The following is a 23,474-nucleotide window of genomic DNA, read 5'->3' on the forward strand; positions in this document are numbered from 1 at the left end:
CATGACTGTCCTTGCGCACCGCACGGATACGGTGACCCGCGACGCCCTCGCGGTCCTCCAGCCCGGCTTCGAGGGCACCACCGCCCCCGCCTGGCTGCTGCGCCAGGTCGCCGAAGGCCTCACCGCCGTAGGGCTCTTCGGCCGCAACATCACCTCCGCCGGGCAACTTTCCGCCCTCACCGCACAGCTGCGCGCCGAACGCGACGACGTGCTCGTCGCCATCGACGAGGAGGGCGGCGACGTCACCCGCCTGGAGGTCCGGGGCGGCTCGTCCTTCCCCGGAAACCTCGCGCTGGGCGCCGTCGACGACACCGGCCTCACCCGCGACGTGGCCCGCGAGCTGGGCCGCCGCCTCGCCGAGTGCGGGGTCAACCTCAACTGGGCGCCGTCCGCGGACGTCAACTCCAACCCGGACAACCCCGTCATCGGTGTCCGCTCCTTCGGCGCCGACACCGCCCTCGCCGCCCGGCACACCGCCGCGTACGTCGAGGGCCTCCAGGCCGCCGGCGTCGCCGCCTGCACCAAGCACTTCCCCGGCCACGGCGACACCAACGTCGACTCGCACCACGCGCTGCCCCGCATCGACGTCGACCTGGACACCCTCCAGGCCCGCGAGCTGATCCCCTTCAAGGCGGCCATCGAGGCCGGCACCAAGGCGGTCATGAGCGCGCACATCCTCGTGCCCGCCCTCGACCCCACCCGCCCGGCCACGCTCAGCCCGCAGATCCTGACCGGCCTGCTGCGCAAGGAACTCGGCTACGAGGGCCTCATCGTCACCGACGGCATGGAGATGAACGCCATCGCCGGGACGTACGGCATCGAACGCGGCTCGGTCCTGGCCATCGCGGCCGGCGCCGATGCCATCTGCGTCGGCGGCGGGCTCGCCGACGAGGCCACCGTGCTGCGCCTGCGTGACGCGCTCGTGGCCGCCGTCCGCGAGGGCTCGCTGCCGGAGGAGCGGCTCGCCGACGCCGCCGCCCGGGTGCGCGCCCTCGCGGACTGGACCCGTCGGGCCCGGTCGGACGCGCGGCCGGAGGGGAGCGGCGCGTCCGGCATCGGCCTGACGGCGGCCCGCCGGGCCGTGGTCGTGTCCGGCACCGCGACCCCGGTCGCCGATCCGTACGTCGCCACGCTCACCCCCGTCCCGAACATCGCCGTGGGGGACGAGACCCCGTGGGGGGTGGCCGCCGAGCTGGCCGCGCTGGTCCCGGGCACCGGGGCGGGCGTCTACCCGAAGGGCTCCGCCGCCGGGGACGTGCTCGCGGACGCGGGCGACCGTACCGTCGTCGCGGTGGTTCGCGACGCGCACCGGCACCCGTGGATGACCGAGGTCCTGGACGCGCTCGTCGCGGCCCGCCCGGACACCGTGGTCGTCGAGATGGGCGTACCGCGCGCCACGCCGCGCGGGGCCCTGTACCTCGCCACGCACGGCGCCTCCCGCGTCTGCGGCCGGGCGGCCGCCGAGGTCATCGCGGGCGCGTAGCCCTCGTCGGCCCCGCGCGGGCCGACGCCGGACGGCGAAAGGGCCGGGCCCCCGAGGAGGGGGGCCCGGCCCTTTCGCCGGTCCGGTGGCCGTGCCCGGCCGTGCTGCGGCTAAAGACCCTGCCAGGCGGGCTTGTCGGCGTAGGTCTGGCGGAAGTAGTCGGCCAGCTTCAGCTTCGAGGCGGCGGCCTCGTCGACGACGACGGTGGCGTGCCGGTGCAGCTGGAGCGCGGAGGCCGGGACGAGGGCGGAGAGCGGCCCCTCGACGGTCTGGGCGACGGCCTCGGCCTTGCCCTCGCCGGTGGCCAGCAGGACCAGGTGGCGGGCGTCGAGGATGGTGCCGATGCCCTGGGTGATGACGTGGTGCGGCACCTGGTCGATGTCGTCGTCGAAGAAGCGCGCGTTGTCGACGCGGGTCTGCTGCGTCAGCGTCTTGATCCGGGTCCGGGAGGCCAGCGAGGAGCAGGGCTCGTTGAAGCCGATGTGGCCGTCGGTCCCGATGCCCAGCAGCTGGAGGTCCACGCCGCCGGCCGCGGCGAGGGCGTGGTCGTAGGCGTCGCAGGCGCCGACGATGTCCTCGGCGGAGCCGTCGGGGCCCATGAAGGACGCCTCGGACAGGCCGAGGGGCTCCACGACCTCGCGCAGGACGACGGCGCGGTAGGACTCGGGGTGCCCGGCCGGCAGGCCGACGTACTCGTCGAGCTGGCAGACGCGGGCCTTGGAGGCGTCGACCTCGCCCGCCTTGACCTTCGCGGCGAGCGCCTCGTAGATGGGCAGCGGGGTAGAGCCGGTCGCCACGCCGAGCAGGGCGTCGGGCTTGCGACGGACCAGGGCGGCCATGGCCTCCGCGATGAGCTCGCCGCCTGCCTTGGCGTCCGGGACGATGACAACTTCCACGCGGGGCCTGCCGATCTGAGAGAGGTGCGGTCGTCTTGTGGTATAGACCAATCTAGCAGAGCGGGGCCGTCCGTGGCGGGCCTTCGCCCCCGATCCATGGTGGTCCCGATCGCCCGCCCCGGCCTCCCGATCGCCCGCCCCGGCCTCCCGTGCGCCGGCCCCGCACGCGGGCCGGGCCGGCGGTGACCGCCGGCCCGGCCGCCCTCAGAGCAGCGAGAGCTGGAGCCCGCCCGTGGCGTCCAGGTGCTGCCCGGTGACCCATCGGGAGTCCGGCGAGGCGAGGAAGGCGACCACGTCCGCCACCTCGCCGGCGGTGCCCACCCGGCGGAACACGGACCGGGCGGCCAGGTGCTCCCGGGTGCCGGGATCGGAGAGCAGCGCGGCGTTCAGGTCGGTCTCTGTGATGCCGGGGCCCACCGAGTTCACGGTGATCCCGCGCGGGGCGAGTTCGGCTGCCAGGGACACGGTCAGGGCGTTCACCGCGCCCTTGGCCATCACGGTGGCGAGGATCGCGGGCAGCGCGAGGTGGGGGGTGCCGGTGACGTTCACGATCCGACCCCCGTCCCGCAGTCGCGCCAGCCCGTGCTTGATCACGAAGAAGGGTGCCTGGGCGTTGAGGGCCTGGACCTGCCGGAAGGTCTCCTCGTCCGTGTCCGCGATGCCGGCGAAGGCCGCCGCGCCCGCGTTGTTCACCAGTACGTCCACGTGCTCCGTGGCCAGCGGATGGGCCTCGTACGCCGCCCACAGCGCCTGCGCGTCGCCCGGCACCCCGAGCTCCGCGCGGATCGGGAAGGCCGTTCCCCCTTCGGCCCCGATCGCGGCGACGGTCTCCGCCGCCGCCGCCCCGTCGCGTCCGTAGTGCACCGCGACCAGGGCTCCGTCGCGGGCCAGTCGCTGCGCGACCGCCCGTCCGATCCCCCTGCTGCCGCCCGTGACCAGTGCCGTCTTCCCCTTGAGCACGCCCATGACGCGCCCCCCTTCAGCATTCGCTAGTGGTCGCTACAGAAAGGGACCGTACCAGATTCGCTAGCGACCGCTATAGAATCCGGGCATGGTGACCGGACAGCGCGGCAGGCCCCGCTCCTTCGACCGCGACGCCGCCCTCGACAAGGCCATGCTCGCCTTCTGGGAGCGCGGGTACGAGGCGACGTCCATCTCCGACCTGACCGCCTCCCTGGGCATCAGCGCGCCCAGCCTGTACGCGGCCTTCGGCGACAAGCGCAAGCTCTTCGACGAGGTCGTCGTGGTCTACGGGGGCCGCTACGGCGACTTCGCGAGCGTGGCCATGGCCGAGGAGCCCACCGCCCGGGACGCCGTGCGGCGCATCCTGTTCGAGGCCGCCGAGGTCTACACGGACCCGGCCCATCCGCCGGGCTGCATGGTGATCAGCGCGGCGGTGAACACGACCAGCGAAGAGGTGGCGGAGGCCCTGCGACAGCGGCGCAACGCCAACCTGCTGATGTTCGAGAGCCGGATCCGCGCGGACGTCGCCGCCGGGGTGCTTCCCGCCGACACCGACGCCGGGGCGCTGGCCCGCTACGCCGGAGCCGTGATCCAGGGAATGTCCGTGCAGTCGCGCGACGGGGCGAGCCGGGAGGAACTCGAAGCGGTCGCGGCACGGGCGATGCTGGCCTGGCCGGCGTGACCCGATCCGCGTGAACCGATCCGCCGGGAAAGATCCACTGCGGTAATTCCTGAAATGGGGCCCGGAATTCGGCCCTGAAATTCCTCTGGGCCACGGTGCGGGGAGGGACCCTCGACCCGCCCGGCACCGTAGCCCGGAGTACTTACGGCCGTCGGGTGTGCGGTTCCCGGCGGCCGGTTGGGAGGTGCCTGCGCGGTCAGGGCAGAGCGCGCGGTTACCTCTATCCGTCCTCCTGTGCGGGGAGGGCGGAAGCCTGACTCAATTGTGGACTAGACCATTCTGCTCTGTCCATCCAATGACGGGTGTCTTCATCCCGTCACTTCCTCCAACAGTACGCGGAGCGGGCCCTTCGTGGGTACTCCTGGGTATTCGCGTGGGGAAAGTCATGGCCGTACCCGGGGTACGCTCGCCAGGTGCCCTCCATGAACGACCTCGTACGCCAGCACACCGCTCTCAGTGAAGCCGAACTGGAGTGGCTCCATCTGCTGGTCTCGGAGTGGCAGCTGCTCTCCGACCTGTCCTTCGCCGACCTCGTGCTGTGGGTGCCCACCCTCGACGGCACCCGGTACGTGTCGGTCGCGCAGATGCGCCCGAACACCGGCCCCACCTCGTACCAGGACGACATGGTCGGCCACCTGGTGCCGCGGGGCCGCCGCCCGCTCCTCGACGCCGCCCTCGACGAGGGCCGGATCGTGCGCGAGGGGGACCCGGAGTGGCGCGAGGAGGTGCCCGTCCGCGTCGAGTCGATCCCCGTGCGCCGCGAGGGCCGGGTCCTGGGCGTCATCGCCCGCAACACCAACCTGCTCACTGTGCGTACACCGAGCCGGCTGGAGCTCACCTACCTCCAGTCCGCCTCCGACCTGGCCCAGATGATCGCGGCGGGCTCGTTCCCGTACCCCGGGCAGCAGGTCGACATGGACGCCTCCCCGCGCGTCGGTGACGGCCTCATCCGGCTCGACGCCGAGGGCGTGGTGACGTACGCGTCCCCGAACGCCCTCTCCGCCTACCACCGGCTCGGCCTCGCCGCCGACCTGGTCGGCCAGCACCTGGGCACCACCACCGCCGAACTGGCCCCCTCCCGCGGCCCGGTGGACGAGGCGCTGGTGAAGCTGGCCAGCGGCTGGGCCCCCCGGGAGACCGAGGTCGAGGGCACCAGCGGGGTCATCCAGCTGCGCGCCATCCCCCTCAAGCCCAAGGGGACCCGCATCGGTTCCCTCGTGCTGTGCCGCGACGTCACCGAACTGCGCCGTCGCGAACGCGAACTGATCACCAAGGACGCGACCATCCGGGAGATCCACCACCGGGTGAAGAACAATCTCCAGACGGTGGCCGCGCTGCTGCGGCTGCAGGCCCGACGGATGGATTCGGAGAACGGTCGCGAGGCGCTGAACGAGGCCGTGCGCCGGGTCGGTTCGATCGCGATCGTGCACGAGACGCTCTCTCAGAACCTGGACGAGCGGGTGGAGTTCGACGAGATCGCCGACCGCGTGATCGCGATGGTCGCCGAGATCTCCCCGGGCAAGGTGGCCTGCCGGCGCACCGGCCGCTTCGGGATCCTGGACGCGGAGGTCGCCACTCCGCTGTCGATGGTGCTGACGGAGGTGCTCCAGAACGCCCTGGAACACGCCTTCACCCAGGGGGAGGGCGGCACGGTCGAGGTCGCCGCGATCCGTTCGGGCAGCGGCCGGGCCGACGCGCGGCTCCTGATCACCGTGCTGGACGACGGCTGCGGACTGCCCGAGGGGTTCGACCCCCAGCGCGCCGGCAACCTCGGGCTGCAGATCGTGCGGACCCTCGTGGAGGGGGAGCTCGGCGGCACCTTCGACATGCTGCGCGTCGAACCGCGCGGCACCAAGGTGGTCCTCGACATCCCGGCCAGCCCCCAGAAATAACCCTTCCGGTCCGTCACTCAACGTGACGGACCGGAGCCGGGTCGCCGGAGGGGTACCGGGAAAAGCACTGAGCCCCGGACCGGGGGGCACCCCCAGCGGTAGCTGGGAGGAGTCCCGGTCCGGGGCTCAAGAGCACGTTGCTGAGCGCTGCTATGGGTACTACGCGCTGCGGCTCGAGGCTCGAAAGTCGATGTCAGGCGGTGGCGTTGCGCGCCCGATTGCGAGCGGCGCGGCGCTTCATCGCGCGGCGCTCGTCCTCGCTGAGACCGCCCCAGACGCCGGAGTCCTGACCGGACTCGAGCGCCCACTGCAGGCACTGCTCCATGACGGGGCAGCGGCGGCAGACGGCCTTGGCTTCCTCGATCTGCAGCAGCGCAGGACCGGTGTTGCCGATGGGGAAGAAGAGTTCCGGGTCTTCCTCACGACAAACGGCGTTGTGACGCCAGTCCATGGCTGCTCCATCTCCTTGTATTGCGGGCAGGTTGCTTGTGAATGTGAACGCTTTCACGAATCCCCCCGTGAGGGAAGGGCCGACGCCCAGTTGCCTGGTGCGGTCCGAGATACGTGGAGGGGTTCTGGCGCTCTGTGTGGGTGCCGGGTGCTGCGGGCTGTCCCGATCGCCATGTAGAGATTCGCAAACCTCGGACGGGGATACAACCCCTTCCGGAAAGTTTTTTTGGATTCGTCGGTGTCTACTAGGTCACAGCCCTAGTTCCTAGGGGTGGACCGGCGTGTAAACGTTCGAGTGAAAGGACTTTGGGCCCTTCCACTCACACAATCACACGCAGTGCCCGGCGTACGCCTGTGAACCGAACGCTGGTGCGCAGTCCGAGGTGATCGCCGTCCATCTGGAAGGGCAGCGGAACCTTCGAATGCAAGGTGAAGTCGGTCAGATCATGCAGAGACACCGCATGCTTGCCGTGCGGACCGCGCTCAGGAGTCGAGGTCAGGAGCTGCGTGGCGTACCGGGCGACCGCCGGAGTTGACAAACGATTGAGCGCCAATACGTCAAGCGCGGTATCGAACGAGGCCTCCGGGGAGGCGTAGAGGGGCCGGTTCCCCAGGTACGTCCAGGGGGAGGTGTTGCAGACTATCGAGAGCACCAGGTCCGTCACCGGATCCTGGCCGGGACGCTCCAGCGTGACCGTGCCGTTCCTGCGGTTCGGCTCCTCCCAGAACTGACGCATGAGCTGCCGCACGTACAGGGCGTGCGTCGAACGCTTGCCGCGTTCGCGCTGCTGCTCGACCCGCCCCACCACACCCGCGTCGAAGCCGAAGCCCGCGCAGAACGTGAACCAGCGGGCCGGGACCGACTCGTCCTCGGTCCCCGGGGAGCCGGCGGCCAGACCCAGGCCCACCGTCCGCTCGCGCTCCTCGCGCAGGGCGTCCAACAGCGCGCCGGTCGCCTCGACCGCGTCGTTCGGCAGCCCCAGCGCCCGGGCGAAGACGTTCGTCGATCCGCCGGGCACCACCGCCAGCCTCGGCAGCCGGTCCGGATCGGGCCCGTCGTGCAGGAGCCCGTTGACCACCTCGTTGACCGTGCCGTCGCCGCCGAGGGCCACCACCAGGTCGAGACCCTCGTGCGCGGCCTTGCGGCCCAGGTCACGGGCGTGGCCCCGGTACTCGGTCGTCACCGCTTCCAGCTTCATCTCGCTGGCCAGGGCATGGGTCAGGACGTCGCGCGTGCGCGCACTGGTCGTCGTCGCTGCTGGGTTGGCCACGAGGAGTGCACGCATGACCGCCAGAGTACCCACCCCTCCTCGGGCATTCCCTACCGACCGTCCCGTACCGCGCCGGCGGCGCGCGGATACCCTGCTGGGGTGAGTAAGAAGCAGAGCCGCCGACAGAGCCGCCGGCAGACCCCGAACGCCCCCGCCGCCGCGGTCGCCGCTCCCGCGGCGCTGCCCCGTCGGCTCACCGCCGCCGCGGTGCTCACCGCCCTTGAAGGTCTGGCCCTGGCCGGGCTCGGCGTCTACATGTTGTTCGTCGGCATCGCCGGCGACCCCGACTCCCCGCAGCAGGCCGAGACCGGCGGGGTGACCCTGCTCGCGCTCGCCGCGCTCCCGCTCGTCGCCGCCCGGGGCCTGCGCCTGGGCCGCCGCTGGAGCCGCGGCCCGGCGCTGATCACGCAGCTCATGGCGATGCCGGTGGCGTGGACGTTGTGGACCACCGGCGGCGCGATGACGGCCGCCGCCGTGGCACTCGCCCTGGCCGCCGTCGCCGTGACCGCCCTGCTGGTGAACCCGACGGCCACCGAGGCGCTCGGCATCGGGCCCGGCGAACAGGCCCGATAACCCCGCTCCTCCCCGCTCCTCCCGTACCGGCGGCTACTCCTCCACGAGGAGCTTCTCCCGGAGCTGGGCCAGGGTGCGGGCCAGCAGCCGGGACACGTGCATCTGGGAGATGCCCACCTCCTGCGCGATCTGCGACTGGGTCATGTTGCCGAAGAACCGCAGCAACAGGATCCGCTTCTCCCGCGGCGGCAGTCCCTCCAGGAGCGGCTTGAGGGACTCCCGGTACTCGACGCCCTCCAGCGCCTCGTCCTCCGAGCCCAGGGTGTCCGCGACGGCCGGGGACTCGTCGTCCGTGTCCGGCACGTCCAGGGAGAGCGTGCTGTAGGCATTGGCCGATTCCAGCCCCTCCAGCACCTCCTCCTCGGAGATCCCGAGCCGTTCGGCCAGTTCGTGCACCGTCGGCGAGCGGCCGTGCTGCTGCGACAGCTCGGCCGTGGCCGTGGTCAGCGACAGCCGCAGCTCCTGCAGGCGGCGGGGGACCCGTACCGCCCAGCCCTTGTCGCGGAAGTGCCGCTTGATCTCGCCGACCACGGTGGGTGTGGCGTACGTCGAGAACTCGACCCCGCGGTCCGGGTCGAACCGGTCCACCGACTTGATCAGGCCGATCGTCGCGACCTGTGTCAGGTCGTCCAGCGGTTCGCCGCGGTTGCGGAACCGCCGCGCCAGGTGTTCGACGAGCGGCAGGTGCATCCGGACCAGCCGGTTGCGCAGTTCCGCGCGTTCCGGTGAGCCCTCGGGCAGCTCGCGCAGCTCGAAGAACAGGGCCCGCGCACCGCTGCGGTCCCGCGGATCCGGCAGCGCCACGGGCGCGGCCGGCACCGCCGGGGCCGTGGCAGCGGCCTCCGGTGGCTGTGGTTGGTCGTGCTGGTTCTCGCTCATAGGGCCCGCCCGTCGCTCCGCCGAGTCCAAAAAGCCGTCTTCCGCATCCGCGTCAGCCGGGTGCGGCCGGGCGTGCTGCTGTTCCGGAATGCCGCCGTCGACCTCGTGCCGTACCCGGGGCCGATCCCCGCCCCGCACCGGGATCTCCCCGCCGCTCACACCGGGCCTGGCCCCGCGCCGCGCTGTTTGTAGAGACTGATGCTCACCGTCCGGTTCTCCTCGACCGTCGCCTCGACCTTGCCGGCCAGCGCCGACAGGACCGTCCACGCGAACGTGTCGCGTTCCGGTGCGCGGCCGTCGGTGGTCGGCGCCGAGACGGTCACCTCCAGCGAATCGTCCACCAGCCGGAAGACGCAACTGAGGACGGAGCCGGGCACGGCCTGCTGGAGCAGGATCGCGCAGGCCTCGTCCACCGCGATGCGGAGGTCCTCGATCTCGTCGAGAGTGAAGTCCAAACGGGCTGCGAGGCCGGCCGTGGCCGTTCGCAACACGGACAGGTAGGCACCCGCAGCGGGCAGCCGGACTTCCACGAAGTCCTGGGTCCCGGGCTCGCCTGCGATCTGGGACACCCTCACCTCCAAGGTGGTACGAGCTCTGTTCGCCGGTGACGCTATCGCGATCCGGGTGATCGTGTCGCGGCACCCCTCACAGCGCCCCTTTCGGGGCGCCCGGGCCGGCCGGCCGTGCGTCCAGTGACTGATGGTAAGCCCATGGGTACACACAGTGGCTAGAGGTCTGCGGGCCCAATTCGGGGGAACCGGCGGAGGGTTGACCTACCCCGGTTCAGACGATCGAACCGTCGACAAAGCACCATCGCCAGGTCTCCCCCGGCTCGAAGCTCCGCATCACCGGATGGCCGGTCTCCTGGTGGTGCGCGGTCGCGTGCCGGTGGGGGGAGGAGTCGCAGCAGGCCACGTATCCGCACCCGAGACACATCCGCAACTGCACCGGATGGCTCCCGAGCGCCTGACATTCCGGGCAGGTCATCGCATGAGGGACAGGCTCGGGGCGCGGCAGTTCTGCAACGTGGGTGCACTCGCTCATGATGGCCAGCGTACGACCAGGGTGCGTGTGCGCGACGCGATGAGGGTGGATCGTCATGGAGGTATTGCCGCTGGTGGCGCTGGTGGCGGGCAGCGCCGCGGTGGCGGGTCTGGCCCGCCGGACGCCAGTGCCCGCGCCGCTGCTGCTCGTCGCGGTCGGGCTGATCGCCGCGTACGTCCCGGGCGTGCCGCCGTACGTCCTCGACCCGCACATCGTGCTGCCGCTGCTGCTTCCGCCGCTGCTGCACACGGCCGCGGTGGACAGCTCGTACCTCGACCTGCGGGCCAACGTCCGGCCGATCGCGCTGCTGTCGGTCGGGTACGTGCTCTTCGCGACGCTGGCCGTGGGCTACGCGGCCTACCTGCTCGTGCCGGGGCTGTCGCTGCCGGTGGCGCTGGTGCTGGGCGCGGTGATCGCCCCGCCGGACGCGGTGGCGGCGACCGCGATCGCCCGCAAACTGGGGCTGCCGAACCGGATCACGACCATCCTGCAGGGCGAGTCCCTGGTCAACGACGCCACGGCCATCACCGCCTACAAGGTGGCGCTCGCGGCGGCCGTCGGGGTCGGCGCGGGCTGGGCCGGCGGGATCGCGGAGTTCCTGCTGGCCTCCGTGGGCGGGGTCGGGGTGGGCCTGCTGCTGATGGTGCCGATCCACCAGCTGCGCAAGCGGCTGAAGGAACCCCTGCTCCAGAACACCCTGTCGCTGCTGATCCCGTTCGTGGCGTACGCGGCGGCCGAACGGGTGCACGCCTCGGGGGTGCTGGCGGTCGTCGTCGTCGCCCTCTACCTCGGGCACCGGAACTGGCAGGTCGACTTCGCCACCCGGCTCCAGGAGGAGGCGGTGTGGAAGGTGGTCTCCTTCGTCCTGGAGTCGGTGGTCTTCGCGCTGATCGGACTCCAGCTGCCGGTGGTCCTCAAGGGCCTGGGGGAGTACGAGCCCTCCTCCGTGGTCTGGTACGCGGTCGCGGTGTTCGTCGCCGTGGTGGTGGCCCGGTTCCTGTGGGTGTTCCCCGCGACGTTCCTCCCCCGGTGGCTCTCCGAACGGATCCGGGAACGGGAACCGGAGACCAACTGGAAGGCCCCGGTGATCGTGGGCTGGGCCGGCATGCGGGGCGTGGTGTCGCTGGCGATCGCGTTCTCGGTGCCGATGGACGTCCCGCACCGCAACCTGATCCTCTTCCTCACCTTCACGACCGTCATCGGGACCCTCGTCGTCCAGGGCCTGACGCTGCCGCCGCTGATCAAGCTGTTGAAACTGCCGCCCCGCGACGTCCGGGCCGAGACGCTCGCCGAGGCGCAGGCGCAGAGCGAGGCCTCGCGGGCGGCCGAGGACCGGCTGGCGGAGCTGCTGGAGGACTCCGAGCACAACGCGCTGCCGCCGCCCCTCGTGGAACGGCTGCGCACGGTGCTGGAGCGCCGCCGCAACGCGGTGTGGGAGCGGCTGGGCGAGGTCAACGCGCGGACGGGGGAGTCGGCCGACGACGTCTACCGCAGGTTGGCGCGGGAGATGATCGCGTCCGAGCGGGAGGTGTTCGTGGCCCTGCGCGACGCCCGCCGGATCGACGACGAGATGCTGCGCGCACTGCTGCGCCGGCTGGACCTGGAGGAGGCGGCGGCCTACCGGGAGGAGTCCGCCTGACCCCCGGCCGGGCCGGGCCCGGCCCGACGGCGCGCGCGGCCGTGGGCCGGTGCCCGGCCGCCCGTACGGGTCCTACCGGCCGCGGGCCCGGCGGATCACGGCCGGCCCGTGATGACGGCGGCCAGGGTGGTGCCCCGGGGGAAGGCGCCCGACTCGACGAGGGCGACCAGCGCCCACAGCAGCTTGGCCACGTAGATCCGCTCGACGGGGAATCCGTGGCGGTCCCCGAAGTCGGCGGCGAAGGCTTCCAGGGCGGCCGGGACGCGGGCGTAGCCGCCGTGGTCGAACCCCTCGGCCAGGCTCCAGTCGCCGGCCGGCCCGCCGAAGGCAGCCTCCTGGAGGGAACGTATCTCCGCCCCCAGGAAGCCGCCCGCGAGGACCGGCACGCCGAGGGCCCGCGCGTCGGGACCGAGGCCGGACGCCAGGCCGGCGAGGGTGCCTCCCGTACCGCAGGCCACCGCCACCACGTCGGCCGCGCCGCGCAGCTCGCGGCCGAGCCCGGCGCAGCCCCGCAGGGCGAGGGCGTTGCTGCCGCCCTCGGGGACGACGTACGCGCCCGGGGCGCCGGCCTCGGCCAGCAGCCGGTCCCGCGTCCCGGGCTCGGCCTTGCGGCGGTAGTCCGACCGGGTCACGAAGCACAGCCGCATGCCGTCCGCCGCGCACCGGGCGAGGGAGTCGTTGAGGGGCCGACCGGCGAGTTCGTCCCCGCGCACGATGCCGGTGGTGCGCAGGCCGAGCAGCCGGCCGGCCGCGGCGGTGGCCCGCAGGTGGTTGGAGTAGGCGCCGCCGAAGGTGACGAGCTCCTCGTGGCCCGCCTCCAGAGCGGCCCGCAGGTTGGGCGCGAGCTTGCGCCACTTGTTGCCGGGCAGCTCCGGGTGCACGAGGTCGTCCCGCTTGAGCAGCAGCCGGACCCCGTGCGCGGCGAAGCGCTCGTCGACCGCCTCGACCAGCGGGGACGGCGGACGGGGGCGCAGTTCGGGGTGGCTCACCCCTTCATTGTCGGTCCGGGCGGGGCGGGCGGGGCGATGGGCGGCAGGTCACTTGAGGCGTTCGGTCACGCGGGCCCGCATCGAGGCCATCGTGAAGCCCCTGGGGTCGACCTTGCCGGGCTGCCATTCGAGGTGGCCGATGACCGACGGGGCGGTCCAGCCGTGGACCCGACAGACGGCGGCCGCCGCGCGGGCGATGGCGTCGAGCTGGACAGCGGGCCAGGGGTCCTTGCCGTTGCCGAGGTTCTCGCACTCGAACCCGTAGAAGTGGCGGTTGCCGTCGGTGTTCGCGGTGTGGTCGACGGGCAGTCGCTTCTCGGCGATGACCGCCGCGAGGACGTCGGAGTCGCCGGAGCCCGCGTGGTTGGTCCGGCCGTGGCCGACCAGGTGGACCCGCCCGTCCTTGGCGATCACCCCGTGGCAGAGCGGGCCGGGGAGGTCCGGGTGTCCGTCGCGGCAGAGGGCGACGGTGTACGGGGTGCCGTGCGTGACGGTGTGGTGGATCATCACGCCGTGCACGGGCCCCCAGGGGCCCTTGTGGTTGCGGTTGTGGGTGCGCCAGGAGCCGACCTCGACGACGGTCAGGCCCTCGCTCCGGAGTGCGGTGATGAAACGGTTCGCGGACATGGGTGCGGCCATGGCCGCCTCCTTTGCGATGCGTGACGGACACCCTCTGTGCGCGTCTCGTTACGTTCCGGTGTAGTGGAGGCGGCTCTTCCGGGCTAGGGCATTCGTACGGCGAGCGAGCCGATCCGGCCGGCCGTCAGGCCGATGCCAGCCACAGGTCCGGGCCGAACACCTCGTAGTGGATGTCCGACGCCGGCACGCCCTTGGCGATCAGTTGCCCGCGCACCGCCCGCATGAAGGGCAGCGGCCCGCACAGGTAGGCCGTGGTGCCGGGGGCGACCGGGACGTCCGTCAGGTCGACGAGGCCGGTGGCGTCGCCCGGCTCGGCCGCCTCCTCGTACCAGAAGCGGGCCGAGGCGTCGGCGAGCTTGTGGGTGAGGGCCCGGTGGTCGGCGCCCAGGGCGTGATCGGCGGGGGAGCGGTCGGCGTGCACCACGGTGACGGGGGCGGGGTACCCGGTCTCGGCCAGGTGCTCCAGCATCGACAGCATCGGCGTGCAGCCGATGCCGGCCGAGGCGAGCAGCACCGGCGCGGAGCCGTCCCGCAGGACCAGGTCCCCGTACGGGGCGGAGACGCGGAGCCGGTCGCCCGTGCGGACCCGGGCGTGCAGGTGGTTCGAGACCTCGCCGTCGGGGCCGCCGGCGGCCGGGCCGTGGACGCGCTTGACGGTGATCGCGCGGACCGGCGAGCCGGGGGCCCGGGAGAGGCTGTACTGGCGGATCTGGCGTGCCCCGTCGGGGAGTTCGACCTGGACGGAGACGTACTGGCCCGGTCGGAAGTCGGGCGCGGGGGCGTCGTCGGCCGGGGTCAGGTGGAAGGTGGCGCAGTCCACCGTCTCCTCGACCCGCGCGGCCACGGTCCACTCCCGCCACACGTCCCCGGCGAGGACCCGCTGCTCGGCGTAGAGGCGCTCCTCGATGGCGACGAGCGCGTTCGCCATGAGCCAGTAGACCTCGTCCCAGGCCTCGGCGACCTCGGGCGTGACGGCCTCGCCGAGGATCTCGACGATCGCCGCGAAGAGGTGGGTGTGGACGACCGGGTACTGCTCGCGGGTGACGCCCAGGGAGGCGTGCTTGTGCGCGATGCGGCCGAGCATCACGTCGGGGCGGGTGCCGGGGTTCTCGACCAGGTGGGTCGCGAAGGCGGCGATCGAGCCGGCCAGGGCCTGCTTCTGGAGGCCCGCGTTCTGGTTGCCGCGGTTGAACAGGTCGCGGAGCAGCTCCGGGTGGGCCGCGAACAGCTCGCTGTAGAAGAGCTCCGTGATGTCGCCGATCGCCGCCCCTACGGCGGGCAGGGTGGCGCGTACGGTCGCGGTCGACTTCTCGGACAGCATGGGAGCTCCTCGTATAATTGGTATCTGACATGCATATTCAAGGGCCGAAAAAAGGGCCCGTCGCGATGCGGACATTCGTTCGAGGGCCCCTCGGTGTCCAGCGTAGGCGGGCTGAACGGTGGACCGAACCGGCCATCCGGCCCTTGGTGGCGGGCCTTTCGGCCCCGCCTCAGCCCGGGCCGGAGGGCCCGGCGCCGGATCCGCCCGAGAGGCTCAGTAGCAGGGGCCCCGTCGGGCTCGCCACCAGGTCGTTCACCGTGAGCGGGTCCAGTGCGGCGAAGAAGGCCTCCTGGGCCCGGCGCAGCGCGCCCCGCAGGACGCAGGCGCCGCGCAGCGGGCAGGGGGTGGCGCCGTCGCAGTCCACGACGTCGCCGGCGCCCTCCAGTTCGCGCACCACGCCGCCGATCGAGGCGGCCCGTCCGGAGGCGGTGAGCGCGAGCCCGCCGCCCCGGCCGCGGCGCGCCTCGACCAGTCCCAGGTGCTGGAGCCGGGCGACCACCTTGGCGGTGTGGGTGTAGGGAACCTCCATGGTCGCCGCCACTTCCCGGGTGGTCGGGAGGTCCGTCTCCTCGACGGCCAGGCGCATGAGCACGCGCAGCGCCAGGTCGGTGAATCGCGTCAGCCGCATGCCCACAGCCTAGAAACCTTGCATCCCAGATGCAAGTTAAAGGGGGAGTCCGTGACCGACGAGGCGGGCGGCGTGCGCGGTATGGCTGGAAATGGCGGTCGGAGGCGGCCGCTCCGGCCGCGTCGGACCGCAGAGCATGCCCACACCCACACGGAGTAGTCCCACCCTTTTGTGTAATGGTCCGGTCGCGTTGCGTACTGGAAGGCTTTCGTACCGCATATCCATGGAGTGATCGAAGGGGAAAGACATGTCGGTCCAGGCAGGTTCCGAAACCGAAGCCCAGACACCGCAACGCAGTCTCGGCACCTCGGCCGCACGGAACTTGGCAACCACGACCAAGTCCGCGCCGCAGATGCAGGAGATCACCTCGCGGTGGCTCCTGAAGATGCTCCCGTGGGTCCCCGTGCAGGGCGGTACGTACCGCGTCAACCGCCGGCTGAGCTACTCGGTCGGCGACGGACGCGTGGAGTTCATCAAGACCGGGACCCAGGTCCAGGTCATCCCCGCCGAACTCGGCGAACTGCCGCTGCTGCGCGACTACGACGACGAGGGCGTCCTCACCGAACTCGCCAACCGGTGCCAGCAGATCGACTTCGAGGCCGGACAGGAACTCACCTCCTTCGGCAACACCTCCGACCGGGTCTTCCTCCTCGCCCACGGCCGCATCGACCACGTCGGCCCCGGCCCCTACGGCGAGGACGCCGTCCTGCGGACCGTCGCCGACGGCGCCTACTTCGGCGAGGACGCCCTCACCGACGACGAGGCCATCTGGGAGTACACGGCCCGCGCCGCCACCCCCGGTACCGCCCTCGTCCTCTCCCGCCAGGACTTCCTGCTCCTCGCCGACCGGGTCGACTCCCTGCGCGAGCACGTCGAGAGCGTCCGGACCCAGCCCGCCCAGCGCACCAACAAGTACGGCGAGGCCGCGATCGACCTCTCCGCCGGCCACCAGGGCGAGGCCGTGCTGCCGGGCACCTTCGTCGACTACGAGGGTCGGCCGCGCGAATACGAGCTCTCCATTGCACAAACGGTCCTGCGCGTGCACACCCGCGTCGCCGACCTGTACAACCAGCCGATGAACCAGACCGAGCAGCAGTTGCGGCTCACGGTCGAGGCGCTGCGCGAGCGCCAGGAGCACGAGATGCTCAACAACCGCGACTTCGGTCTGCTCCACAACGCCGAATACGACCAGCGCATCCAGCCCCACGACGGCGCGCCCACGCCCGACGACATGGACCAGCTGCTGAGCATGCGGCGCGGCTCCAAGATGTTCCTCGCGCACCCCAAGGCCATCGCCGCCTTCGGCCGCGAGTGCAACAAGCGCGGCCTGTACCCGGAGGCCATCGACATCGGCGGTAACCGGGTGCCCTCCTGGCGCGGGGTGCCGATCTTCCCGTCCAACAAGATCCCGATCAGCGACGCCCGTACGACCTCCATCCTGTGCATGCGCACCGGCGAGGAGGAGCAGGGCGTGATCGGCCTGCACCAGCCGGGGATCCCCGACGAGATCGAGCCGAGCCTGTCGGTGCGCTTCATGGGCATCAGCGAGCAGGCGATCATCTCGTACCTGGTCACCGCCTACTTCTCCGCCGCGGTGCTGGTCCCGGACGCGCTCGGCGTCCTGGAGAACGTCGAGATCGGCCGCTGGCGCTGATGACCCCCAACGCCCTCGCCGCGGGCGAGGGGCAGGAAGCGGCGGTCCTGCTGGAGCGCACGAGGGAAACGGTCAATCCGCGGCTGCGCCGTACCGTCGAGAGCCTGCCGGGCTCCATGCGGGACGTGGCGATGTACCACTTCGGCTGGCAGGAGGCGGACGGCACTCCGGCGGCGGGCAACGCGGGCAAGGCCATCCGGCCCGCGCTCGTGCTGGCCTCGGCGCAGGCCCTGGGCGGTCCGCCCGGAGTCGCCGAGGACGCCGTACGGGCCGCGGTCGCCGTGGAGTTGGCACACAACTTCACGCTGCTGCACGACGACGTCATCGACAAGGACGTCCGGCGGCGGGGCCGGGCCACGGCCTGGACCGTCTTCGGCATCCCGGACGCGGTCATCACGGGCGACGCCATGATGGCGCTCGCGCTGCGGCAGCTCGCGGAGGACCCGCACCCGGCGTCGGCGGCGGCCTCGGCCCGGCTCGCGTCCTGCGTCATCGAGCTCTGCGCGGGGCAGCAGGCGGACTGCGCCTTCGAGCGGCGGCCCGACGTCTCCCTCGACGAGTGCCTGACGATGGCGACGGCCAAGACCGGCGCCCTGCTCGGCTGCGCGTGCGCCCTCGGCGCGCTGTACGCCGGCGCCGGGCCGGAGGAGGTCGACGCGATGGACGCCTTCGGTCGGGAGGCCGGGCTGGCCTTCCAGCTGATCGACGACCTGATCGGCATCTGGGGCGACCCGGGCCACACCGGCAAACCGGCCGGGGCCGACCTGGTCGCCCGCAAGAAGTCCCTCCCCGTCGTGGCCGCCCTCACCTCGGGCACCGAGGCGGGGGCGGACCTCGCGGCCCTGTACGCGGGGCCGATGACCGCCGACGACGTACGGGAGGCGGCGCGGGCCGTGGACCGGGCCGGTGGCCGCGACTGGGCGCAGGCCCACGCCGCCGACCGGATGGGCCGGGCGGTGCAGGAGCTGTCCCGCGCCGTCCCGGACCTCGCGGCGGCGGGCGGGCTGCTGGCGCTGGCGGAATTCGTCACGCGGCGGACCAAATGAACGCGTAGGGCGAGAAGGCCTGTTCCGGCACCGCGGTGGTGCCGGAACAGGCCTTTCTGTGGTGCTGGGTCAACTCTAGGATCGTTCACGGTTGTTGACACGTGAGTGAAGGGTGTGACCTGTGGTGCTGGAGATACGCCGGGCGGATCATTCCGAGCGGGACGCGGTGGCGCGGCTGCTCGACGAGGCCTTCCGGGACGACCCGGTCAGCACCTGGGTCTTCCCCGATCCGGAACACCGGGCCGCCGTGCACGGCAAGTTCCTCGGCGTCTTCGTGGACGTGGCCCTGGAGGAGGGGCGGATCGACCGCACCGCCGACGGCGCGGCGGCCGCGCTGTGGCTGCGGGTCCCGGCGGGCGAGCCGGAGGGCGAGGACGAGGTCCCGGCCCGGATGCGTGCGGTGGCCGACCCGGACAACGAGCGCTGCGAGCTGGTCGGCCGGCTGACCGGGGAGGTCCATCCGACCGCCGAGGAGCACGAGTACCTGCTGATGATCGCCGTCTCGCCGGACCGGCAGGGCGAGGGGCTGGGTACCGAGCTGATCCGGCCGGTGCTGGAGCGCTGCGACCGGGACGGGGTGGCCGCGTACCTGGAGGCGAGCAGCGAGCGCAGCATGCGCCTGTACGAACGGCTGGGTTGGGAGTTCACGGGCCGGACGGTGCGGCTGCCCGGCGGGCCGCAGATGTGGCCGATGTGGCGCAAGCCGCAGGGCTGAGGCGAGTCAGTCCCGGATTTCCCGAAAAAGGAGCTAGGCAAAGTACTTCATGTGAAGTACTTTGCTTGACGTGCCCCGGAGCGGTGGCACCGTCCAGCGGAAGAGAATCGCTTGCGCAAGCTCACGTACTTCATCGCCACCACGGTCGACGGCTTCATCGGGGCCCCGGACGGCGATGCCGATTTCATCCACACCTTCCTCGACCCCGAGTTCATCGGCCACCTGGTGGCCGAGTACCCGGAGACGATCTCCGCGACGGGCCGGGCCCAGCTCGGCATCGAGGACGTCGCCCCCAAGCGGTTCGACGCGGTCCTCATGGGCCGCCGCACCTACGAGCCGGGCCTCAAGGCGGGCATGACCAGCCCCTACGGCCACATGCGCGAGCAGTACGTCGTCTCGCGCACCCTCGCCGCGACCCCCGACCCGCAGGTGACCCTGATCGGCGGGGACGTGGTCGAGAAGGTCCGCGAACTCAAGGCGCGGGACGGGCTCGGCATCTGGCTGTGCGGCGGAGCCGACCTCGCCGGGCAGCTCGCCGACGAGATCGACGAGTACGTCGTCAAGACCTATCCGGTCGTCGTGGGGACCGGCATGCCGATGTCCCGGGCCGGCTTCGGCGTGCGCCCGCTGGAGCTGACCGGCTGCACCGTACTCGGCGGCGGCCAGACCATCACCTGCTACGCCGCCAAGCGCTGACCCGCCGCGCACGCGGGAACCGGCCCACCGCCGACGGGTGACCGATGGACCGCGGCGGCGCGTGCGGGGAGCGTCGCCCCGCGGCCCGGGCACGAGCAGCAGACGTGCCCGGGCCTGTCGGCCGGGGACCTCCGGAGGCCCGGCGGGGCACCTCCGGAGGGACCGCGGGGAGCCGCGCGGCGGTCGGTCAGCCCTTCGAGCCGAGGCCCGAAGCGGCCAGACCGTTCGCCCAGAGCTGGTTCACGCGCGAGCGCTCCGCGCTGTTCGGGGTGGCGTTCTGGCAAGAGGTGCCCGGTCCGCCGCCCGACATCAGCTCGCTGCACGGACCCGAATAGTGGTCCGGCAGACCCAGCACGTGGCCGGTCTCGTGCGAGGTCACGCGGGTGGAGTTGTACTGCTGGTTCTGCCGGTAGTCCAGGAAGATGTAGCCCCGGCCGTGCCCGTCCGTGCTCGCGTACGAGCCGCGGGAGTCGTTGCCCTCGCGGTAGGAGAAGTTCCCGCCGGAAGACACCTCCTGCAGCTTCACGTTGGTCACCGAGCTGTTCCAGATCCGGGTGGAGCTGGCTATCTGGGTGCGGAAGCTGGGCGCGCTGCGGGTGTTGTAGGTGACGGTCACCGCGAGGGCGCCCGGGTTCGCCGCGCGCTGCTCGGCGACCGAGCGCCGCACGGCGTCGAAGAATGCGCGGTTGGCGCTCTCGTTCTCCTGCGAGCGCTCGTACGCCGCGTAGGAGGCCGGGGTGCCGGCGGGGGTGGCGGCGGTCGCGGTGGGGACGATGCCGCCGAGCGCGGCGGCGACGCCGAGACCGACGGCGGAGGCCAGCGTGGCCTTGCGGGAGTGGCGCATGTGGGGGAGCTCCTACTCATCCGGTGTGGGGGTGGTGGTTCGGTACCGGAGTCTGCGGGAGCGGAAGGGGCCGGCGGATGATGTCAGAGCCCGATAACACGGGCCTATCGGGAAGTTTTCGGTAGGTCAACTGGCGTGAGAATGGCGGGATTCGGGGGGCTATCGGCGGCTGGTGCGGTTCACCGGCGCCGCCCTACTCTCGGGTCATGGAGCTTGAGGTGAGGCACCTGCGCGCGCTGTGCGCCATCGCCGACGCCGGCAGTCTGCACAAGGCCGCGCGGCAGCTCGGCGTGAGCCAGCCCTCGCTGACGACCCAACTGCGGAGGATCGAACGGGCCCTGGACGGGGAGCTGTTCCTGCGCGAGCGGACCGGCTGTCGACCAACGCCGTTCGGGCGCACGGTACTCGGGCGGGCGCGGCCGTTATTGGCCGAGATGGCCGCCCTGGTCGCGGAGGCGCGGGAGGCCGCGCACGGACCCCGGCTGCGGATCGGCTCGACCGCGAGCCGGGCCCTGCCGGGGTGGCTGCGCAGGCTCCACCGAAGACACCCGGACGCGGAGACCTCGCTGGTCGTCGACGTCTCGGCCAACGCCCTGCTGCGGATGGTGGACGCCGGCCAACTGGACGTGGCGTTCGTCCACGAGGTGGAGGGCAGCCCGCTACGGGTGCCGGCCGGGCTGCAACTGCACGTACTGATGGAACGCGAGCCGCAGTTCGTCTCCATGTCCCGGGACCATCCGGCGGCGAGCTCGCCCATCGTGAAGCTGGCGGACCTGGCGCGCGACCGGTGGACGGTCGACCCCTCCGTCGACGGCGAGTGGGACGGGCTGCGGAGGGTGTTCGCCGGGGCCGGCCTCGACCCGCCCGTCCTGCACGCCGACTACCACACGGCGACCTCGCTGATCATCTCCGGCGAGGCGGTGGCGCCCTGTCAGCCCACCTCCGGGCCGCGGGAGGACATGGCCATCCGGCCGCTGTCGGGGGACCCCCTCGCCGTGCGACTGCTGCTCGCGACACGGCCGGGCGCCCACGCGGAGGTCTTCGAGGACCTCCGCGCGGCCTACCGCGAGGTGGCCCTGAGCACCCCGCCGTACCGGGCGTGGCTCCGGCACCACGGGAACCGACTGCTGGTGGCCTGAGTCCACCGGCCGAGCCCCCGGTACCGCTCCGCCCGCCCCGGCTCCCGAGCCCGGCTCCCGAGTCCGGCCCCGGCGGTCACCGGCCGCGCGACCCGGGTTCCGTTGTATCGCGACATGCTGCTTGACTTCCCCCGGCCGCGATATATCGTGTTCTTACGAGACGCGATATGTTGCGTGCGTCGTCCACGAGGAGGAGCAGCACCATGACAGAGCAGATGACGTGGTCCGTCGCCGCACCCCAGAAGCTCGACTTCGAGCAGCCGGTGACGGAGCTGCGCGTCCGCGTCGTCGGCGGCACGGTCAATGTGGTCGCCGCCGACGAGGGGCCGGCCCGGCTGGAGGTCGCCGAGGTGGACGGGCCGCCGCTGCAGGTGGTGCAGGAGGGCGGCGCGCTCACCCTGTCCTACGAGGACCTCCCCTGGAACGGTGCGCAGGGCTTCAAGAAGTGGTTCGAGGGCAAGCCGTGGAAGGCCTGGTCCGGGGCTTCCGAGGACGGCCGCAAGGCCTGGGAGCGCAGCGTCACCGTGACCGTCGCCGTGCCCGCCGGTACCCGCGTCCAGGTGGCCGCCGTGAGCGCCGCGACCTTCGTCTCCGGCATCGGGGGCCCGGTCGACGTCAACGGGGTCTCGGGCGACACGACGCTCGTCGGGCTCTCCGGCCGGGTCAAGGCGCACACGGTCTCGGGCAGTGTCGAGGCGCAGTCCGTCACCGGCGAACTGGGCTTCCACTCGGTCTCCGGCGGGCTGACGGTGGTCGACGGTGTCGGCGGCAGCGTACGGGCCGACTCGGTCAGCGGGGACATGCTCATCGACCTCGCCCCGGACGCGGCCGCGCCGAAGCCGGTGGACATCGTCCTGAACTCGGTCTCCGGCGAGGTCGCCATCCGTCTCCCGCACCCCGCCGACGCCAAGGTGGAGGCCAACACCGCCACCGGCGGCGTCTCCAACGCCTTCGAGGACCTGCGGGTCTCCGGGCAGTTCGGCGCCAAGCGGATCACCGGCACCCTGGGCACGGGCGCGGGCACCCTGCGGGCCACCACGGTCTCCGGTGCCATCGCGCTCCTGCGCCGCCCCCAGGCCGAGGCCGACGCCCCCCTCCAGCTCGACAAGAAGGTTCTCTGACATGCCCCCCGTCTTCGCCCACGGCCGCCTCCGCCTCTACCTGCTCAAGCTGCTCGACGAGGCCCCGCGCCACGGGTACGAGGTGATCCGGCTGCTGGAGGAGCGCTTCCAGGGCCTGTACGCGCCGTCGGCGGGCACCGTCTACCCGCGGCTCGCCAAACTGGAGGCCGAGGGACTCGTCACCCACGCCACCGAGGGCGGGCGCAAGGTGTACTCGATCACCGAGGCGGGCCGCGCCGAGCTCGCCGACCGGGTCGGCGAACTGGCCGACCTGGAGCTGGAGATCCGCGACTCCGTGTCCGAGCTCGCCGCCGAGATCCGCGACGACGTCCGGGGCGCCGCCGGTGACCTGCGGCGCGAGATGCGGGCGGCGGCCGCGGCCTCCGCGACGGCGACCCAGGTCGAGGACGAGTCCTGGAAGGCGGCCAAGGAGGAGCTCCGCAAGGCCAAGGCCGAGTGGAAGGAACAGGCGCGCCGGGCGAAGGACGAGAGCCGTCGGGCCCGCGAGGAGGCCCAGCAGGCCCGCCGCCAGGCCAAGGAGGCCCAGGACCGGGCCCGCGAGGAGGTCCAGCGGATCGCGGCGCAGCTCCAGGAGCAGTTCACGAAGCCGGGCGGGGTCCTGGGCAACCTGGCCGGAGCCTGGCTGGGCGGCGGCGGCAACGGCGGCCACGGAAGCCACGGGGGCGACACCGGCAACGGCGGTGCGGCCCGGGCCGCCGGGGCGACGACGACCCCGGACCACGGATGGGCCGAGGACCTGACGGCCGGCGCCGACCCGGCGCGGGACCTGGACCGACTGCTGGACCGCTTCCGCGACGACGTGCGCGACGCGGCCCGCGACCACGGCGTGACCCCGGCCCAGCTGGCCGAGGCCCGCGCCCACCTCGCGGCGGCCGCCACCCGCATCGCG

24 protein-coding genes are annotated in these 23,474 nt (G+C 72.3%); 12 read left to right on the forward strand and 12 right to left on the reverse strand.

What is annotated here, in order from left to right; all coding sequences use genetic code 11:
• Position 1: 1 nt before the first annotated feature.
• Positions 2 to 1,483 (forward strand): glycoside hydrolase family 3 protein, encoded by a 1,482-nt coding sequence (locus tag NOD94_RS23770; RefSeq protein ID WP_281208097.1) that lies wholly within the window; start codon positions 2 to 4, stop codon positions 1,481 to 1,483.
• A 110-nt stretch (positions 1,484 to 1,593) separates the two neighbouring features.
• Here NOD94_RS23770 and nagB read toward each other — a convergent pair whose 3' ends face one another.
• Both nagB and NOD94_RS23780 read right to left on the reverse strand, forming a co-directional pair.
• Positions 1,594 to 2,379, reverse strand: a complete 786-nt coding sequence (gene nagB / locus NOD94_RS23775) for a glucosamine-6-phosphate deaminase (protein WP_281208098.1) — start codon at positions 2,377 to 2,379, stop codon at positions 1,594 to 1,596.
• A gap of 204 nt (positions 2,380 to 2,583) precedes the next feature.
• On the reverse strand, positions 2,584 to 3,345 hold the full coding sequence (locus NOD94_RS23780) for an SDR family oxidoreductase (RefSeq protein ID WP_281208099.1): 762 nt from the start codon (positions 3,343 to 3,345) through the stop codon (positions 2,584 to 2,586).
• Positions 3,346 to 3,430: 85 nt separating this feature from the next.
• Here NOD94_RS23780 and NOD94_RS23785 point away from each other — a divergent pair, with 85 nt between their 5' ends.
• Complete coding sequence (locus NOD94_RS23785) at positions 3,431 to 4,024, forward strand: TetR/AcrR family transcriptional regulator (protein ID WP_281208100.1); 594 nt, start codon at positions 3,431 to 3,433, stop codon at positions 4,022 to 4,024.
• A 422-nt stretch (positions 4,025 to 4,446) separates the two neighbouring features.
• Positions 4,447 to 5,916, forward strand: coding sequence for a PAS domain-containing sensor histidine kinase (locus NOD94_RS23790; protein ID WP_281208101.1), 1,470 nt, complete (start codon positions 4,447 to 4,449; stop codon positions 5,914 to 5,916).
• 193 nt (positions 5,917 to 6,109) lie between these two features.
• Here the strand turns inward: NOD94_RS23790 and NOD94_RS23795 are convergent, their stop codons facing one another.
• Positions 6,110 to 6,367, reverse strand: a complete 258-nt coding sequence (locus NOD94_RS23795) for a WhiB family transcriptional regulator (RefSeq protein ID WP_004937597.1) — start codon at positions 6,365 to 6,367, stop codon at positions 6,110 to 6,112.
• A gap of 319 nt (positions 6,368 to 6,686) precedes the next feature.
• Positions 6,687 to 7,652, reverse strand: a complete 966-nt coding sequence (locus tag NOD94_RS23800) for a diacylglycerol kinase family protein (protein WP_281208102.1) — start codon at positions 7,650 to 7,652, stop codon at positions 6,687 to 6,689.
• An 84-nt stretch (positions 7,653 to 7,736) separates the two neighbouring features.
• Here NOD94_RS23800 and NOD94_RS23805 point away from each other — a divergent pair, with 84 nt between their 5' ends.
• Complete coding sequence (locus tag NOD94_RS23805) at positions 7,737 to 8,210, forward strand: hypothetical protein (protein WP_281208103.1); 474 nt, start codon at positions 7,737 to 7,739, stop codon at positions 8,208 to 8,210.
• Between the two features lie 33 nt (positions 8,211 to 8,243).
• On the opposite strand, the gene NOD94_RS23810 is transcribed toward NOD94_RS23805, so the two are convergent.
• From NOD94_RS23810 to NOD94_RS23820, 3 genes are all read right to left on the reverse strand, one after another.
• On the reverse strand, positions 8,244 to 9,233 hold the full coding sequence (locus tag NOD94_RS23810) for an RNA polymerase sigma factor SigF (RefSeq protein WP_281208121.1): 990 nt from the start codon (positions 9,231 to 9,233) through the stop codon (positions 8,244 to 8,246).
• An 11-nt stretch (positions 9,234 to 9,244) separates the two neighbouring features.
• Positions 9,245 to 9,658 (reverse strand): anti-sigma regulatory factor, encoded by a 414-nt coding sequence (locus NOD94_RS23815; RefSeq protein WP_281208104.1) that lies wholly within the window; start codon positions 9,656 to 9,658, stop codon positions 9,245 to 9,247.
• A 214-nt stretch (positions 9,659 to 9,872) separates the two neighbouring features.
• Positions 9,873 to 10,133 (reverse strand): UBP-type zinc finger domain-containing protein, encoded by a 261-nt coding sequence (locus NOD94_RS23820; RefSeq protein ID WP_281208105.1) that lies wholly within the window; start codon positions 10,131 to 10,133, stop codon positions 9,873 to 9,875.
• A 55-nt stretch (positions 10,134 to 10,188) separates the two neighbouring features.
• On the opposite strand from NOD94_RS23820, the gene NOD94_RS23825 reads away from it, so the two are divergent.
• Positions 10,189 to 11,772, forward strand: coding sequence for a Na+/H+ antiporter (locus NOD94_RS23825; RefSeq protein WP_281208106.1), 1,584 nt, complete (start codon positions 10,189 to 10,191; stop codon positions 11,770 to 11,772).
• A gap of 95 nt (positions 11,773 to 11,867) precedes the next feature.
• On the opposite strand, the gene NOD94_RS23830 is transcribed toward NOD94_RS23825, so the two are convergent.
• The 4 genes from NOD94_RS23830 to NOD94_RS23845 all read right to left on the reverse strand — a co-directional run bounded on the left by NOD94_RS23830 (position 11,868) and on the right by NOD94_RS23845 (position 15,349).
• A complete protein-coding gene (locus NOD94_RS23830; RefSeq protein WP_281208107.1) occupies positions 11,868 to 12,761 on the reverse strand; it encodes a pyridoxal-phosphate dependent enzyme in 894 nt (297 codons plus the stop codon).
• Between the two features lie 48 nt (positions 12,762 to 12,809).
• Entirely contained in the window at positions 12,810 to 13,400 is a 591-nt protein-coding gene (locus NOD94_RS23835; RefSeq protein ID WP_281208108.1) for an N-acetylmuramoyl-L-alanine amidase, read from the reverse strand.
• A 124-nt stretch (positions 13,401 to 13,524) separates the two neighbouring features.
• Positions 13,525 to 14,721 carry a globin domain-containing protein gene (locus tag NOD94_RS23840; protein WP_281208109.1) on the reverse strand — a complete coding sequence of 399 codons (1,197 nt, stop codon included), beginning with the start codon at positions 14,719 to 14,721 and terminating at the stop codon, positions 13,525 to 13,527.
• Between the two features lie 169 nt (positions 14,722 to 14,890).
• The gene (locus NOD94_RS23845; RefSeq protein ID WP_281208110.1) at positions 14,891 to 15,349 is read right to left on the reverse strand and encodes an Rrf2 family transcriptional regulator; all 459 of its coding nucleotides are present in this window, start codon (positions 15,347 to 15,349) and stop codon (positions 14,891 to 14,893) included.
• 247 nt (positions 15,350 to 15,596) lie between these two features.
• Here NOD94_RS23845 and NOD94_RS23850 point away from each other — a divergent pair, with 247 nt between their 5' ends.
• The 4 genes from NOD94_RS23850 (at position 15,597) to NOD94_RS23865 (ending at position 19,460) form a co-directional block, all read left to right on the forward strand.
• Positions 15,597 to 17,003 (forward strand): family 2B encapsulin nanocompartment shell protein, encoded by a 1,407-nt coding sequence (locus NOD94_RS23850; protein ID WP_281208111.1) that lies wholly within the window; start codon positions 15,597 to 15,599, stop codon positions 17,001 to 17,003.
• On the forward strand, positions 17,003 to 18,049 hold the full coding sequence (locus NOD94_RS23855; protein ID WP_281208112.1) for a family 2 encapsulin nanocompartment cargo protein polyprenyl transferase: 1,047 nt from the start codon (positions 17,003 to 17,005) through the stop codon (positions 18,047 to 18,049). The genes NOD94_RS23850 and NOD94_RS23855 overlap by 1 nt, the downstream gene beginning before the upstream one ends.
• A gap of 121 nt (positions 18,050 to 18,170) precedes the next feature.
• A complete protein-coding gene (locus NOD94_RS23860; protein WP_281208113.1) occupies positions 18,171 to 18,764 on the forward strand; it encodes a GNAT family N-acetyltransferase in 594 nt (197 codons plus the stop codon).
• A gap of 111 nt (positions 18,765 to 18,875) precedes the next feature.
• A complete protein-coding gene (locus NOD94_RS23865; RefSeq protein ID WP_281208114.1) occupies positions 18,876 to 19,460 on the forward strand; it encodes a dihydrofolate reductase family protein in 585 nt (194 codons plus the stop codon).
• Positions 19,461 to 19,647: 187 nt separating this feature from the next.
• Here NOD94_RS23865 and snpA read toward each other — a convergent pair whose 3' ends face one another.
• Entirely contained in the window at positions 19,648 to 20,304 is a 657-nt protein-coding gene (gene snpA, locus NOD94_RS23870; protein WP_281208115.1) for a snapalysin, read from the reverse strand.
• A gap of 206 nt (positions 20,305 to 20,510) precedes the next feature.
• Between snpA and NOD94_RS23875 the strand changes: the two genes are divergently transcribed.
• The 3 genes from NOD94_RS23875 to NOD94_RS23885 form a co-directional block, all read left to right on the forward strand.
• A complete protein-coding gene (locus NOD94_RS23875; RefSeq protein WP_281208116.1) occupies positions 20,511 to 21,443 on the forward strand; it encodes a LysR family transcriptional regulator in 933 nt (310 codons plus the stop codon).
• A 203-nt stretch (positions 21,444 to 21,646) separates the two neighbouring features.
• Positions 21,647 to 22,564, forward strand: a complete 918-nt coding sequence (locus tag NOD94_RS23880) for a DUF4097 family beta strand repeat-containing protein (RefSeq protein ID WP_281208117.1) — start codon at positions 21,647 to 21,649, stop codon at positions 22,562 to 22,564.
• Between the two features lies 1 nt (position 22,565).
• Positions 22,566 to 23,474 (forward strand): PadR family transcriptional regulator (locus NOD94_RS23885; protein WP_281208118.1); only part of this gene is annotated, 909 nt, incomplete at its 3' end.

The sequence above is a fragment of the Streptomyces sp. Isolate_45 genome, assembly GCF_024721315.2.
In the GTDB taxonomy this organism is placed as follows: domain Bacteria; phylum Actinomycetota; class Actinomycetes; order Streptomycetales; family Streptomycetaceae; genus Streptomyces.

Bases quoted from the DNA above. Each gene is read 5' to 3' on its own strand.
- NOD94_RS23770 (WP_281208097.1), top strand. From the start codon at position 2: ATGACTGTCCTTGCGCACCGCACGGATACGGTGACCCGCGACGCCCTC.
- NOD94_RS23780 (WP_281208099.1), bottom strand. From the start codon at position 3,345: ATGGGCGTGCTCAAGGGGAAGACGGCACTGGTCACGGGCGGCAGCAGG.
- NOD94_RS23785 (WP_281208100.1), top strand. From the start codon at position 3,431: ATGGTGACCGGACAGCGCGGCAGGCCCCGCTCCTTCGACCGCGACGCC.
- NOD94_RS23790 (WP_281208101.1), top strand. From the start codon at position 4,447: ATGAACGACCTCGTACGCCAGCACACCGCTCTCAGTGAAGCCGAACTG.
- NOD94_RS23795 (WP_004937597.1), bottom strand. From the start codon at position 6,367: ATGGACTGGCGTCACAACGCCGTTTGTCGTGAGGAAGACCCGGAACTC.
- NOD94_RS23800 (WP_281208102.1), bottom strand. From the start codon at position 7,652: ATGCGTGCACTCCTCGTGGCCAACCCAGCAGCGACGACGACCAGTGCG.
- NOD94_RS23820 (WP_281208105.1), bottom strand. From the start codon at position 10,133: ATGAGCGAGTGCACCCACGTTGCAGAACTGCCGCGCCCCGAGCCTGTC.
- NOD94_RS23825 (WP_281208106.1), top strand. From the start codon at position 10,189: ATGGAGGTATTGCCGCTGGTGGCGCTGGTGGCGGGCAGCGCCGCGGTG.
- NOD94_RS23835 (WP_281208108.1), bottom strand. From the start codon at position 13,400: ATGGCCGCACCCATGTCCGCGAACCGTTTCATCACCGCACTCCGGAGC.
- NOD94_RS23840 (WP_281208109.1), bottom strand. From the start codon at position 14,721: ATGCTGTCCGAGAAGTCGACCGCGACCGTACGCGCCACCCTGCCCGCC.
- NOD94_RS23845 (WP_281208110.1), bottom strand. From the start codon at position 15,349: ATGCGGCTGACGCGATTCACCGACCTGGCGCTGCGCGTGCTCATGCGC.
- NOD94_RS23850 (WP_281208111.1), top strand. From the start codon at position 15,597: ATGTCGGTCCAGGCAGGTTCCGAAACCGAAGCCCAGACACCGCAACGC.
- NOD94_RS23855 (WP_281208112.1), top strand. From the start codon at position 17,003: ATGACCCCCAACGCCCTCGCCGCGGGCGAGGGGCAGGAAGCGGCGGTC.
- snpA (WP_281208115.1), bottom strand. From the start codon at position 20,304: ATGCGCCACTCCCGCAAGGCCACGCTGGCCTCCGCCGTCGGTCTCGGC.
- NOD94_RS23875 (WP_281208116.1), top strand. From the start codon at position 20,511: ATGGAGCTTGAGGTGAGGCACCTGCGCGCGCTGTGCGCCATCGCCGAC.
- NOD94_RS23880 (WP_281208117.1), top strand. From the start codon at position 21,647: ATGACAGAGCAGATGACGTGGTCCGTCGCCGCACCCCAGAAGCTCGAC.